12 protein-coding genes and 1 other annotated feature (1 of these 13 only partly in view) are annotated in these 14,233 nt (G+C 33.4%); of the genes, 4 read left to right on the plus strand and 8 right to left on the minus strand.

The window, feature by feature from the left end; all coding sequences use genetic code 11:
* Positions 1-417 precede the first annotated feature (417 nt).
* The 3 genes from LQ686_RS01635 (at position 418) to LQ686_RS01645 (ending at position 2,836) form a co-directional block, all read left to right on the plus strand.
* Positions 418-561: a hypothetical protein gene (locus tag LQ686_RS01635; RefSeq protein ID WP_002360221.1), complete on the plus strand. Its 144-nt coding sequence runs from the start codon at positions 418-420 to the stop codon at positions 559-561.
* Between the two features lie 253 nt (positions 562-814).
* The gene (fexA, locus tag LQ686_RS01640; RefSeq protein ID WP_107522486.1) at positions 815-2,242 is read left to right on the plus strand and encodes a chloramphenicol/florfenicol efflux MFS transporter FexA; all 1,428 of its coding nucleotides are present in this window, start codon (positions 815-817) and stop codon (positions 2,240-2,242) included.
* Between the two features lie 177 nt (positions 2,243-2,419).
* Entirely contained in the window at positions 2,420-2,836 is a 417-nt protein-coding gene (locus LQ686_RS01645) for an NAD(P)H-dependent oxidoreductase (protein WP_000855243.1), read from the plus strand.
* A 282-nt stretch (positions 2,837-3,118) separates the two neighbouring features.
* Here LQ686_RS01645 and LQ686_RS01650 read toward each other — a convergent pair whose 3' ends face one another.
* The 6 genes from LQ686_RS01650 to LQ686_RS01675 all read right to left on the minus strand — a co-directional run bounded on the left by LQ686_RS01650 (position 3,119) and on the right by LQ686_RS01675 (position 9,454).
* On the minus strand, positions 3,119-3,484 hold the full coding sequence (locus LQ686_RS01650) for a DUF6262 family protein (protein WP_000619629.1): 366 nt from the start codon (positions 3,482-3,484) through the stop codon (positions 3,119-3,121).
* A 1-nt stretch (position 3,485) separates the two neighbouring features.
* Complete coding sequence (locus LQ686_RS01655) at positions 3,486-5,399, minus strand: tyrosine-type recombinase/integrase (RefSeq protein ID WP_029658482.1); 1,914 nt, start codon at positions 5,397-5,399, stop codon at positions 3,486-3,488.
* Between the two features lie 2 nt (positions 5,400-5,401).
* On the minus strand, positions 5,402-6,487 hold the full coding sequence (locus LQ686_RS01660) for a tyrosine-type recombinase/integrase (RefSeq protein ID WP_000867971.1): 1,086 nt from the start codon (positions 6,485-6,487) through the stop codon (positions 5,402-5,404).
* Between the two features lie 113 nt (positions 6,488-6,600).
* Positions 6,601-7,164, minus strand: coding sequence for a RadC family protein (gene radC / locus LQ686_RS01665; RefSeq protein WP_025904276.1), 564 nt, complete (start codon positions 7,162-7,164; stop codon positions 6,601-6,603).
* Positions 7,154-7,879, minus strand: a complete 726-nt coding sequence (locus LQ686_RS01670) for a prepilin peptidase (protein WP_103360775.1) — start codon at positions 7,877-7,879, stop codon at positions 7,154-7,156. Before LQ686_RS01670 ends, radC begins: the two co-directional genes overlap by 11 nt.
* Before the next feature lie 177 nt (positions 7,880-8,056).
* Positions 8,057-9,454 (minus strand): YfcC family protein, encoded by a 1,398-nt coding sequence (locus LQ686_RS01675; RefSeq protein WP_239733116.1) that lies wholly within the window; start codon positions 9,452-9,454, stop codon positions 8,057-8,059.
* A gap of 274 nt (positions 9,455-9,728) precedes the next feature.
* Between LQ686_RS01675 and LQ686_RS01680 the strand changes: the two genes are divergently transcribed.
* The gene (locus tag LQ686_RS01680; RefSeq protein WP_025904279.1) at positions 9,729-10,034 is read left to right on the plus strand and encodes a DUF3969 family protein; all 306 of its coding nucleotides are present in this window, start codon (positions 9,729-9,731) and stop codon (positions 10,032-10,034) included.
* Positions 10,035-10,111: 77 nt separating this feature from the next.
* Here LQ686_RS01680 and LQ686_RS01685 read toward each other — a convergent pair whose 3' ends face one another.
* Positions 10,112-11,374 carry a bifunctional folylpolyglutamate synthase/dihydrofolate synthase gene (locus tag LQ686_RS01685; protein WP_025904280.1) on the minus strand — a complete coding sequence of 421 codons (1,263 nt, stop codon included), beginning with the start codon at positions 11,372-11,374 and terminating at the stop codon, positions 10,112-10,114.
* Between the two features lie 8 nt (positions 11,375-11,382).
* A complete protein-coding gene (locus LQ686_RS01690) occupies positions 11,383-14,013 on the minus strand; it encodes a valine--tRNA ligase (protein WP_103360776.1) in 2,631 nt (876 codons plus the stop codon).
* Between the two features lie 40 nt (positions 14,014-14,053).
* Positions 14,054-14,233: a binding site (T-box leader), on the minus strand; it runs 33 nt beyond the window's last position.

Raw genomic sequence — 14,233 nt, forward strand, 5'->3', positions numbered from 1 at the left:
AAATCCATTAACATCAATGTTTTTACTTTAAGAACATATATTTAACGTGTTAAATCAAATGAAAAAATACAATGTAATTATTAGATGACAATTGATTACGGTCAGAAGAATGTACCACAAATAAAAAAACTAATTCCTTTTTATTTTATCGAGGAATTAAGCTTTTGACCTGCAACAATCACGCCCAATTTCGGAATATCTATAATATGATTTCGATCTTAAATTATCTACTTTAACTGACGCTACCTGCTCGTTAAAGAAGACCTATTTAAAAAAGTTTATACTGCACCTGCCTTTATTATGTAAGTAAAAGTAGTAAAGCTTTAAATTGGTTTTCAAAAAAGTAGGGTTGATTATTTCTTTTTCATCAATTATTATTGTGTTATTATCACAATATGAGAAAGGAGGCAAAAAGTAATGGGAATTGATTTCATTAATGTCGAGTTTAGAAAGCATGTAAAAGTTTCAGGGGATTTAGGTACAACGGGATCAGTATGTCCTTTTTCACAAAAACAAAAAATGGAAACACTACCGGAAAACTTTTTGCCTCCTTTTATATAATGGGCAAAAATTTATGAATCTATTGCATTTGTAAAAATGCATACGAATGATTAGGCACCGGTTGTTAAACTGGTGCCTTTTTTTTGTTTGATCAGTTCAGTTAGTTTGGAGAACCGAATCTTTAATCATGCTGTAGAAATATGGTGAGTTCGTTGATTTGGTTTTACAATATAAATAGATATGAGGTGAGGTTTATGGTGAAAGCAGTGGATTTAGCCTCCTAAAATCACAATATATTTTAGGAGGAAATAAAATGAAAAAGGATAGTAAATCTAAAGAAATGATTCAATCTGAAAAAAGGGGTTCTACTAGGCTTTTAATGATGGTACTCTCCCTATCTGTACTTGTAGGTGCAATTACGGCTGATTCAGTCAATCCCGTACTTCCACTAATAAGCAAAGATTTAGAAGCTTCGAAATCTCAAGTGAGTTGGATAGTTAGTGGTATTGCACTTGTTCTTGCGATTGGAGTTCCGATTTATGGTCGAATCTCAGACTTTTTTGAGTTACGAAAGCTATATATCTTTGCCATTATGATTCTGGCAAGTGGTAGTCTTTTATGTGCAATTGCCCCGAACCTCCCATTGTTGGTTTTGGGAAGAATGGTTCAGGGTGCTGGGATGTCCGCAATTCCAGTTCTATCAGTCATTGCAATTTCGAAGGTTTTCCCACAAGGAAAACGTGGGGGAGCTTTGGGAATTATCGCAGGAAGTATTGGTGTTGGAACTGCTGCTGGTCCAATATTTGGTGGAGTAGTTGGTCAATATTTAGGGTGGAATGCCTTGTTTTGGTTCACATTTTTGTTAGCCATTATGATTGTTATTGGTGCCTACTACGCGTTACCGACAATTAAACCGGCAGAATCCGTAGGAAGCAATAAGAACTTTGATTTCATTGGTGGTTTATTCCTCGGCCTCACAGTAGGATTACTCCTTTTTGGCATCACTCAAGGAGAAACTTCTGGTTTTTCTTCGTTCTCATCGTTAACTAGCCTAATTGGTTCTGTTGTAGCTTTGGTGGGATTTATTTGGAGAATTGTTACCGCAGAAAATCCATTTGTACCACCTGTCCTGTTCAATAACAAGGATTATGTCAATACGGTCATAATTGCATTTTTTTCGATGTTTGCTTATTTCGCTGTTCTTGTGTTCGTCCCATTACTAGTCATTGAGGTGAATGGACTCTCTTCTGGACAGGCTGGAATGATATTGTTGCCAGGTGGTGTGGCTGTTGCAATCTTATCTCCCTTCGTTGGCCGTCTTTCTGATCGATTTGGGGATAAACGTCTGATAATTACTGGGATGACTCTGATGGGGCTGTCTACCTTATTCTTGTCCACCTATGCATCTGGTGCTTCACCTCTGTTAGTTTCCGTGGGGGTCCTCGGAGTAGGGATTGCTTTTGCATTCACGAATTCTCCCGCAAATAACGCCGCAGTAAGTGCACTCGATGCAGACAAGGTTGGTGTCGGAATGGGGATTTTCCAAGGTGCTTTGTACCTTGGAGCAGGAACTGGAGCAGGTATGATTGGAGCATTATTATCCGCTCGACGTGATGCTACTGAGCCGATAAATCCATTATATATATTGGACGCTATGTCCTACTCAGATGCGTTCCTTGCAGCTACAGGGGCAATACTCATTGCCTTAATAGCTGGATTAGGTTTAAAAAAGCGTGGGTAATAACTTAGTTATGTAAAGATTAGTTATTGTTTAGTTCATCTTCTATAGTTTAAGCTGTAAATAAATAGCTTAGGAATCACGCAAATTTGAATTTCTTAGAATAGAATACTTTTAAGTAACTCAACTTTCGTACACTGTTTTATTGGTGCGAAAGTTGAGTATGTTAAGGATGAAACAATGAAAACATTGGTGATCGTTTCTCACCCAGATATGCCAAATTCTCGAATCAATAAAGTTTGGGTAGAAAAAGCAGCGTCTTATTCAAACGAAATTACCATTCATGATCTTTATAGAGAGTATCCTGATTTTATTATAAATGTAAAAAGAGAGCAGGAATTAGTTGAAAATCATGATAATATTATTTTTCAATTTCCATTATATTGGTATAGTTCTCCTTCATTATTAAAAAAATGGATCGATGAAGTGATTATATATGGATGGGCTTACGGATCAAAGGGTAAAAGAATATTTTATAATCGAAAATTAGGATTAGCTATATCAGCTGGCGTAAAAAAAGGTGAATTTACAAGTATGGGTAAAAACAAGCATACATTAACCCAGATGTTAACACCATTCAAATCTTTATGTGCATAGATTCATGCTGAATATGTACCAGAGTTTGTACTTTACGGTGCTAATTCGGATATGAAGGGCGAAGAGATACAGAAAAGTGCTAATGAGTATTTGCAATATATTAAAAAGTATTATTTAAGAGCATAAAACACTTCTGCGATCATGCCAACAATACTAGAAGAAAGCCCATTTCCCCTTAACACATTTAGGGAAATGGGCTATTGAAGTTATTGAAGGTTTTAGCGATTTCATTTTAGGTAGCCAATTCAAAGTGCCCAATAAATTCCAAGAAACACAAATCTGCTAAAACAGCTTGCCATGTAATTTTTGAACTTGATCCTTTAACCGTTCATTCTCTTCTTCTAACGCCTTTATACGGCTTTTTAAGGTTTTTATTAATACGTCCTCTGAACGAGGGCTTTTACTAGGTTTACGGGGGGTTAACTCACTTATCTGCATCCCTCTTAATGTCTCCACTCTAGTTCTAATATCTTTTTGTTTGTAAAGCCATGACTTTGAAACATTTGCTTTTTGTGCAACGGAATTAAAATTAATCTTCTCTTCTTTCAATGCCATCTCTGAAATTGTCTTTTCAACCCTAATTCTTGTTTTCTCCGACTTGTCTTTAGCTAGCTGAACTATGGCAGTTGTGTTACCTTTTCTAATCATTTTAATTCGTCTCCTTTAACGAATGAATAATCTGTTCTAATCTATTTTTAACACGTTCATTGGTTTCAACCTGACGCTGCCATTGGTTTTGTTTAGCCCTATTTAGTATTTCTTTAGTTCGCTCTAAGTGCTCTTCATGTTCAGTAAGAAATTGTTTACTTGTACAGAAATTCGTACAATCTAAACATGCATTTGCGTGAGGACATGGTCCTGCAATTACTGGTAACCGACAATAGCCATTAGGAAGTGCCTGTGCATTGATATTCTTTTTAAACCATTGAAGATCTGTATTGTCAGCTTCAGTATTTTCCTCACTTAAATCCAGAATGCTACCGTTATTCGTTACTAAGGTTTCCTTAAATTTCGTAAATTCCTTCTTTAGGGTTTCATCAAAAATATGTGCATATCTTGCCGTCATTTCCGGTGATTCGTGACCCAAGAACTTCTGGACAATATGTTGTGGCACTCCGTTATTTATCATTCTAGTGCCAACTGTATGCCGAAAGGCATGAGCATGAAAACGAAAAATTTCTCCGTTGCTGTCCGTTATCTTTTCTTCATAAGCTAGTTCATTTAATTTAACCCTAAAGGTATCTTGTTTCAATGGTGAGCAATCTTTTCGGGGAAACACATATACACATCCATCATCGAGTTCATCAGCCACCCTTTGCTCTTGAACTAATATCAATGCAGCAATTTCTTTAGAAATAGGAATGATATGCTCTTTCTTCATTTTCCACTGATAATACTTTAAAAAGCAATCCCCTTCTTTATCGGTTATGACGCTCCCTTTTTTCAATGTACAAAGTTCACTGATACGCATCCCGCATTCTTGAAGTACCATAACCATTGTAGCAATATAAGGTTCCAATTTATCTAATTTCCCATTTAATTGTTCAAGTATATGTTCATCAATATAACGTGGTAGTGCCTTCGGCACTTTAGGGTAATCTTCTTGAAAGATAAGGATCTTAGAAGGTGTATCCTTCCAGTCATATCTTTGAATTGTAGTAAAAAAAACGTCTAAAGTAGATATTCGTCCAGTTACAGTACTGGGTTTTAAACCTTTTAAATTAATATAATTAAAATATTGCTCAATTTCATTTCTAGTTAATTGATGAATCCTTTGTATACCTTCACAATTTTTGTTCATGAAATTAAAAAATTCTTTTAATTTTGAAGCTATATCTACTACGTGAGAAAAGCTAGCTGTGTTTAACATTAGTTTACAATATCGCTTAACTATTTCTTTAAAATAATTATTCTTAAAACCCTTAAAGTTGATCGTATATTCGTAGGATGTTGGGTTTACCTTATCTTCCGGTAATGATAATTTTCTTCGATTCCAAACATCTTTTTCCCATTCTTCCCCATCAAAATAGAAGTCCTCATAGAATTCCATAAACTGCTTAAGATGAGTAACGTAATAGGAATTCGCATGTACAGTAACTTTCTGCTGATTTACATCAAGTTTGTAATTAGTAGTCGTAGTTTTTACTTTTTGTTCTGTTAAGTAGGTCCGGTATTCTGTCAAAGCTTTTTTTATAGGCACTTCGGTTATCGATGTAATATTAGGATATTTTAAATTTAAAAATCCCATCATCCGGCTTATCACTGTTCCCTTTCTAATCCAAACGGATTTTGCATTCCAAGCTCCATTATTCAAGTGAAGGTAATAAAAATATTTTAATTCTGTTTTCAACCAGACATTTTCCACCTTATCGAAATTTACCCAACGATTTCTTAGTGACGGATTCTTACTTAACTCAATTGCACTAGGATGCGGACAAATTCTTATATCCCATCTATCTGCTGCCCAATAACCTTTTAAAACACTTGTCATATTAGCTATTTTTTTATTAATCTCTGTACTAGCGATAAGCTTTCGATTAGTTGCTACACTTGGAAATTTCATTGTCATGTTTCTCTCCCTTGAAGATACTTTTTATATTCATTCTTCATATCTTGATCAGAAAGATGAACATACGTATCAAGTGTTGTTTGTACATGGGCATGCCCTAATCTTTTTTGTACATATGCAGCATCCCATCCACTTCTAATAAGCTCTGTGGCATGCGTATGACGTAATATATGGGCAGTGAAAGTAATCCCTGTCCGTTTTCCTAGTCTTCTTATTAAGTCTAATACACTTTGATATTTTAGAGGGTGGCCAAAATAAGAATCTTTAAGATTAATAAATATATAATCATGATCTAAATCTTCCCCATATTCATGTACTAAGTAATCGGTATATAATGCCATTAATTCCTTACTTACATCAATAGTTCTTTCTTTTTTAAGTTTAATATAAGCTCCATTTTCATTATGATCTCTTGGCCTGATGTTAATCTGGTTATCCCATGTTGAAATATCTTCAATACGAAGGGATAATGCTTCTCCTATCCGAAGTCCCCCTTCATACATAAGCATAATAAGTAACTTATCTCTTTTGGTATGACATGCCTCAATTATTGCTTTGACTTGTCCATGTTCTAATACTTGTACAAGTTTCTTTTTGACCCTAAGCTTTAAAATATTTTTTTTATAGGATCTACCTTTAGAAATATGGTGAAGAAACCCCTTAAAGTTTCTTCCTCTTGCTTCTTTAGACATATCTATAGCTTTAAAATTTTCTGTGCGATTTAAATACTCTAAGAAACTAGTTACAGCGTTAAGTATGGAATTAACTGATGTTTCCTCTCTTTTAGCCTTCTTTGGTTGTATATCTATTACCTTTAAATGCCCTGCTGGATTTCTTAACCATCCTACAAAGTTTGCTAAATCCTCAAATTGTAAATCTCCTAATTCGATTCTACTTTGGCTCATAAATTCATAAAACAGCTTGAGATGATAACAATATGTTTTAATGGTATTTGGAGCTTTGCCCGTATTATCCAAGTACTTTATAAATCGCTTAACCGGTTCTATCACTTCAAATTCTTTATCTAGCAGTATGTATAACGGATATGATTTTTCCTCCACAATTACTTTCTGAACCTTCATCTTTCCACCACCTTTAAATACTTTAACTACTATTAATAATACCCTTATATATTTAATAGTTAAAGCACTGTAATTAAAAAATCCTAAACTTCGAGTACTTAGAGTACTCTAGTTTAGGATACTATGTTTAACGGATCACCACTTGGATGATTATGTGCAATGACAATTGAAGCGGCAGAATGCTTAACTGCCTCTCTTAATAAATCTCTCGGATGAACAACTGCCATATTTAACGATCCAATAAAAATCGATTGTTCATGTATAATTTGATTCTTTGTATTTAATAATAAAGCGACAAAGTGTTCTTGCTTTAAATATCTTAATTTTTCCATTAAATAATCTGCAACATCTTGTGGTTCATTGATTTCTACTTTGTCGAGAACAGTATTGCTATGCATTCTTTTAGCTAATTCAATAACTGCTAGAATTGTAATTGCCCTAGATTCCCCAATGCCATTAACACTTAGCAATTCAGATAACGTTAAATGTCTTAGCTCTCTAGTATTTTCAACTAAATTTAATACTTTATTCGCACATTCTAGACTGGAGTATTGTTTGCTTCCTGAATTAATAATGATCGCCAATAGTTCTCTATTTGTTAATTTATCTGGACCATATGATTTGAGTCTTTCTCTCGGTTTATCTTCATGTTGTAAATCTTTAATTTTAATAACCATAGTAGCCTCCTAAAAAATAATCATTAAGTTGAATTTGGAATAATTGTACAAATATAACTGCAAGTGTCATAAAAGGAACGAGTGGTACTTTTTGAATTTTATTTCGTGTGATACATACATAAAGTGTGATCAATACACCCGCAAATATAAAAGTAAACATAAAACATAATATAAAATGTGATATCGTCAAAATTAAACTTAGTAACGAAAATAATTTAATATCTCCATAACCTAGCCCTCCCCTTGATATGAAATATAATGTATGCAAAATTAATATGATAAACAGTGCGTAAAAAATTTGTTCTCGCGTTATTTCAAATAAATAAATGCTACATACTAATATAATAATGAGCATATGATTCGGAATGACAAAATGATGAAAATCATAAATAGATAAAGGTATTAAAAAGATAATTAAGAAGTAATACAAAAGAGGATTTAGTTGAACTGTTGAAAGAATGGGAATAAGAAATAGTATGCCTAAAAGGACTTCACAAATTAATAAACTTATTGGAATATCCTTCTTACAATAACGACATTTACCGCGTAATGCTACATAACTTACAATGGGTATTAAATCTATCGGTTTAAGTGATGTAAAACAGGATTCACAAACAGAACGCTTCGTTAACAAATGAAAGTTCACTTTCTTCACACCCGTAAGTTGATACATATAACTTGCAATGATTGCACCGAATATAAACATTTTGAACATGTTTTTAACTCCTTTTTGATATTAATTAATATACCAAATAACACCTCAATATTTATAATCGCATTTTGTTAGTAAATAGTTCTAATACTTTTAAACGCTTTATAAATCCATTAAAAAAACTTGAAAAACATCTAAAAATAGCATGTGTTTTTCAAGTTTTGTATAATTTTTAAAATTTTAATAACCTAGGGCTAACGCGATAAAAATACCAACTAAACATATAACTACCCAAAGTAATAATAACTTCCAAATAAATTTAACCCAAGTTGTATAAGAAATACCTGCTACAGCTAATCCACCCATTAACGAAGCTGATGTTGGGAAAATACTATTACTTACTGCATCACCATATTGGAAGGCAAGTACAGCCATTTGTCTATTGATATTCAATAAATCAGAAATTGGCACCATTAACGGCATTGTTGTCATTGCTTGACCAGAACCAGATGGGATAAAGAAGTTCAGGACCATTTGTATGATAAACATCATCCCTACCGTAATACTTGCTGGTAAATCTTGAATTGTATTTGTTAAATAATAAACAATTGTGTCGATAATTTTACCATTTTCTAATACAACGACGATTGCTTTAGCGAAGCCAACAATTAATGCTCCAAATAAAATAGACTGCATACCCTCGATTAATGCATCGAAAGTACCGTTAAAACCTAGACCAGCAATAAAACCTGCCAATAATCCGACTAGTAAGAAATTGGCACTCATTTCATTAAATGACCAACCAAATGTAAAAATGCCAAATACGTTAAAACATATTGCACTGACTAATAAAATTAAACAAAACATTTGTCGCTTTGTAAATCTACCAATTTCTTCTTGTGGTTTGATTTGATCTTTTTCTTGTTGCTCTAACTCGTATACTAAACTTTTCTTTGGATTCTTTTTAACTTTTCGAGCGTAAAACATAACGTATGCAATACCTACAATTAATACACAAATATAAATAATTGTTCTAAATTCCCATCCAGAAAAAAGTGGAATTTCTGCAATCTGTTGAGCAACACCAACTGTAAATGGGTTGAGCATTCCGCCTAGAAAGCCAGCAGCAGCACCCATGATAATCATTGCAGCACCTGTCATTGCATCATATCCGACTGCTCTAGCAATCGCTATACCGATTGGAACAAAAATAATCGTCTCTTCAGCTAAACCTATAGAGAAACCAAGCAATGAAAAAATGAACATCGTTAGTGGAATCATTAACTTACCGTTTTTACCAAGCTTATTCATCGCGGCATTAACGCCATTGGTAATGGCACCTGTCTTATGAATAATGCCAAATACACCACCAACTAAAAATATGTAAAAGATAATATCAGCACCACTGATTAATCCTTCAGGTATTGATCTAAATATTTCTAAAAAGCCAGAAGGTTCACTATCTACTAAATGATATGTACCCGAAACAACCTCTTCCCGGTCATTAACAGACTTCCTGTCAAATTCCCCAGAAGGTATAACATAAGTCAGTAAACAACTCATAGCAATAATGAAAAGCAATATAGCATATGTATGAGGATTCTTGAACCTTATAAATTTTCCAACTATATCTTTCAAATTAATCCCCCCCTATTTATAAGTACCATCATACACTATTATCAGAAAATATTGAATATTATATAAAAATCTTCGATTTTGTTCGTGCATGCTTGCCTAGGGTATGGTTCGAGCCTGTAGTCTCTCACTCATACAATTCCCTCAGGCGTCAGCACGTCACAAAATCGTTATTAATACTATCGTTTAACTTTAAAAATTCTTATAAAGTTTTAATACCCTAAAAAATATAAGTTATTGAGATATATGATAGATGATTTAAAATATAGATTGACTAATGCATGGACTATTTAACCAAATTAGATTAAATCTCATAACTATCGAAAATGCAGAGCATATTTTATTTACACCTTACATAATGAATAAGTTGAAAAAAAATAATGTTTCGGAAGAAATTTTAAGTTTAGTACATGAAGGTACCGAACTTGAAGACCTAAAATCTTTAAATATATTATCTGATGAAGAATTATCACGATTAATTAATGAAACAGAACGTTTATTAAAAAATTATCATGATATTGAATTTAATGATAAAATATATAACAATTTTGTAATAGATAAGGATAGTACATCCAATAATTAATTCTTCATAAAAAATATTAGAACATACCTATGCATAAAAAAATGCCGGCAAAGTCGATGAATTTGCCGGCATTTTTATTAATCTTTAAATAATTTTCTTACTTCACTAATAAAGTATAAACTTCCTGTTACAACGAGTAATTCTCCGTCGTATTGTTCAATAAATTGAGGATAGTCTTGAACTTTTTCAATATGGTGGTGCTCTAAATAATCGTATACTGCATCTATTGGTAATGCTTTTGGAAAATCAAATGTTGTTACATAAAATCTATTGGCTATTTCTTCTATGCTATTCATCATTTTCCCTATTGGCTTACCATCTATTGCTGCAAATAATACATCGATTTTTTTGTCTGAATAGTATTGTTTTAATGTATCTACTAACGCATCAATACTTTCTCTATTATGGGCACCGTCTATTAAAATGAGTGGTTCTTCTTGAACTTTTTCAATTCGACCTGACCATGTTGTATGTTCTATCGCATCAATCATTGTATTAAAGTTTAATTGAATCATACCTCTTTGATACATTTCAATAAGCGTTGTAATCGCTAGTGCAGCATTTTCATGCTGATGTTGACCTATCATTTTGAGTTGAATGTTTTCTAATTCATAACTACCATATCGATACGTAAATTCAGTATCATCTGACAGTACATGAAAATCGCGATCTAGTTCTAGACCTTTATTGTAATTTTTCTCAACTACTTCTCTAACGAAATGTAAAGCATCTTTAGGCTTAATGGCATATACAAGCGGAACACTTGGTTTAATGACACCAGCTTTTTCTCTTGCAATATCCATATACGTATCGCCTAAAATATTCGTATGATCTAAACCAATACTTGTTAACACCGTCATTATTGGTTGAAATACATTCGTTGAATCATTTAAAGCACCTAATCCCGCTTCGATGATAACAAAGTCTACAGGATGTACTGTACCAAAATATACAAACATCATTAATGTAATGATTTCAAATTCAGTAGCTGGACCTAAATCAGTTTCAGATTCAAGTCGTTCAGAGATTGGTTTAACAATCTGAACTAACTCAACCAATTCATCATCTGTGATTGGTGTTCCATTAATACTGATTCTTTCATTGAAAGTGACAATAAATGGCGATGTGAAAGTACCGATTTCATAGTTATTAGCTACTAGGGCTTCTCTTAAATAACTGACAGTTGAACCTTTACCATTTGTACCGACTACGTGAACTGCTTGAATCTTTTCTTCAGGATTACCTAATTTGTCGAGCATCCACTTCATTCTTTTAACGCCTGGTTTAATACCGAACTTCGTGCGTTCATGTATCCAGTGTAAACTATCTAAATAATTCATAAGATTTCCTAGCCTTTCAGTTGTTCAATTCTTGCTAATACACCATCATATTTTTCTTGATAATTAACTTTTTTATCTTTTTCTTCGTTAATAATCTTTTCAGGTGCATTTGCAACGAATTTTTCATTGCTTAATTTTTTATTAACACGATCTAATTCTTTTTGCCATTTTTGAAGTTCTTGTTCAAGTCTTTCTATTTCTTTATCCATGTCAATTAAACCTTCTAAAGGTAATACAACTGTCGCACCAAATACAACTTCAGTCATTGCTTTTTCTGGTATATCAACTTTCGTATCAATTACTAACTCACTTGGATTACAGAAACGCATTAAATAATCTTTATTGTCTAAAAGTTGTTTTTTCACTGTTTCATCTTTAGCTTCAATGTGAATTGGTACTTCTTTAGACATTGGCGTATTCACTTCACGACGTGCTTGTCTTACAGATTTAATGATTTCAACTAATAGTTGCATAGATACTTTACTATTTTCATTTGATAATTCTGGTCTTACTTCTGGCCATGAAGCTTGAATAATTGTTTCACCTTCATGTGGTAATGCTTGCCAAATATGTTCTGTTACGAATGGCATTAATGGATGAAGCATACGCATTGTTTGATCTAACGTATAAGCCAATACTGAACGTGTCATTTGCTTTTTAGCTTCGTCATCACCATTCATTGGTATTTTACTCATTTCGATATACCAATCACAGAATTCATCCCAAATGAAGTTATATAATACACGACCAACTTCACCGAATTCATATTTATCACTTAAATCCGTAACGTTCGCAATTGTTTCATTTAAACGTGTAAGAATCCATTCATCTGCAACTGATTTTTCACCAGATAAATCTATATCTTCAAATTTGAAATCTTCACCGATATTCATAATGCTGAAACGAGACGCATTCCAAATTTTATTGATAAAGTTCCATACCGCTTCAACTTTTTCAGTAGAATAGCGTAAGTCATGACCTGGAGATGAACCAGTAGCTAAGAAGTATCTTAAACTATCTGCACCATATTCATCAATTACATCCATTGGGTCAACACCGTTACCAAGTGATTTACTCATTTTACGGCCATCTTCAGCTCTTACTAAACCATGTAATAAAACGTCATTGAATGGCTTTTTACCAGTAAATTCTAGACCTTGGAAAATCATTCTTGATACCCAGAAGAATATAATATCATATCCTGTTACTAACGTATTAGTTGGATAGTAACGTTTGAAATCTTCATTGTTTTCATCTGGCCAACCTAATGTTGAGAATGGCCATAATGCAGAACTAAACCATGTATCTAGAACATCTTCATCTTGAGTCCAGTTCTCGATATCTGCTGGAGGTTCTTCACCAACGTAAGTTTCGCCTGTTTCATTATGGTACCATGCTGGGATTTGATGACCCCACCATAATTGTCTTGAAATTGTCCAGTCACGAATGTTTTCCATCCATCTATTGAATGTTCCTTCAAAACGTTCTGGTACAAAATTAATACGACCATCTGTATCTTGATTGTCTAATGCTTGTTTAGCTAATGGTTCCATTTTAACAAACCATTGTGTAGATAAATAAGGTTCTACTACTGCGCCACTTCTTTCTGAGTGACCAACAGAATGAACATGTTCTTCTATTTTGATTAATTCGCCAGTTTCTTTTAGGTCTTCGATTAATTGTTTACGGCATTCAAAACGATCTAAACCATTATATTTACCAGCAAGCTCATTCATTGTACCGTCTTCATTCATAACATTGATTTTTTCAAGTTGATGTCTTTCACCAATTTCGAAGTCATTAGGGTCATGAGCTGGTGTAACTTTCATTGCACCACTACCGAATTCAATATCAACATAGTCATCACCAATAATCGGTAATTCACGGCCAATAATCGGTAAGATAACGGATTTACCAATTAAATGTTTGTAACGATCATCATTTGGGTTAACAACGATTGCTGTATCACCTAACATCGTTTCAGGACGTGTCGTTGCAATTTCAATTGCGCCTTCTCCGTCTTTAAAAGGATATTTAATATGATAGAAATGACCTGTAATATCTTCGTGAATAACTTCAATATCAGAAATAGCTGTTTTAGTTTGTGGATCCCAGTTAATAATTCTTTCACCACGATAGATAAGACCTTTGTTATACATATCAACAAATACTTTCTTAACTGCTTGAGATAAGCCTTCATCTAACGTAAAACGTTCACGGCTATAGTCTAATCCTAAACCTAATTTAGCCCATTGAGCTCTAATAAAGTCAGCATATTCTTCTTTCCATGACCAAGCATGCTCAAGGAATTTTTCTCTTCCTAAATCATGTCTTGTTAAACCTTGTTCTCTTAACTTACCTTCAACTTTAGCTTGAGTCGCAATACCTGCATGGTCCATACCTGGTAAATACAATGTGTCATAGCCTTGCATTCTCTTCATTCTTGTTAAAATATCTTGCAAAGTCGTATCCCATGCATGACCTAAATGCAACTTCCCTGTTACGTTTGGTGGTGGAATAACAATTGTATATGTTTCCTTTTCTTTATTTTCACCTGGCTTGAAATAATTATGATCTAACCAAAATTGATAACGGCCTTCTTCAACCTTTTTAGGGTTATACTTAGGTTCCATTTCCATTAAAATCACTCCCTTTATAATATAAAAAACCCGTCCTAATAAATAGGACGGGTTAAACCGTGGTACCACCTAAATTCAATATAATCACTTATATTGCACTCTAACGATTATCGCTCGCACACGCATTAACCTACTTAGTTTCAATTAACGTTCAATTTAAGGCTACCTTCAATCATCATTAATATGCATTTACACCAACCATGCACTCTCTATCATTAAT

Source organism: Mammaliicoccus sp. J-M41, assembly GCF_022385935.1.
Lineage (GTDB): Bacteria > Bacillota > Bacilli > Staphylococcales > Staphylococcaceae > Mammaliicoccus > Mammaliicoccus sciuri_A.

Bases quoted from the DNA above. Each gene is read 5' to 3' on its own strand.
- radC (WP_025904276.1), bottom strand. From the start codon at position 7,164: ATGGTTATTAAAATTAAAGATTTACAACATGAAGATAAACCGAGAGAA.
- LQ686_RS01660 (WP_000867971.1), bottom strand. From the start codon at position 6,487: ATGAAGGTTCAGAAAGTAATTGTGGAGGAAAAATCATATCCGTTATAC.
- LQ686_RS01680 (WP_025904279.1), top strand. From the start codon at position 9,729: ATGCATGGACTATTTAACCAAATTAGATTAAATCTCATAACTATCGAA.
- LQ686_RS01635 (WP_002360221.1), top strand. From the start codon at position 418: ATGGGAATTGATTTCATTAATGTCGAGTTTAGAAAGCATGTAAAAGTT.
- LQ686_RS01650 (WP_000619629.1), bottom strand. From the start codon at position 3,484: ATGATTAGAAAAGGTAACACAACTGCCATAGTTCAGCTAGCTAAAGAC.
- LQ686_RS01645 (WP_000855243.1), top strand. From the start codon at position 2,420: ATGAAAACATTGGTGATCGTTTCTCACCCAGATATGCCAAATTCTCGA.
- LQ686_RS01655 (WP_029658482.1), bottom strand. From the start codon at position 5,399: ATGAAATTTCCAAGTGTAGCAACTAATCGAAAGCTTATCGCTAGTACA.
- LQ686_RS01670 (WP_103360775.1), bottom strand. From the start codon at position 7,879: ATGTTCAAAATGTTTATATTCGGTGCAATCATTGCAAGTTATATGTAT.
- LQ686_RS01685 (WP_025904280.1), bottom strand. From the start codon at position 11,374: ATGAATTATTTAGATAGTTTACACTGGATACATGAACGCACGAAGTTC.
- LQ686_RS01690 (WP_103360776.1), bottom strand. From the start codon at position 14,013: ATGGAAATGGAACCTAAGTATAACCCTAAAAAGGTTGAAGAAGGCCGT.
- fexA (WP_107522486.1), top strand. From the start codon at position 815: ATGAAAAAGGATAGTAAATCTAAAGAAATGATTCAATCTGAAAAAAGG.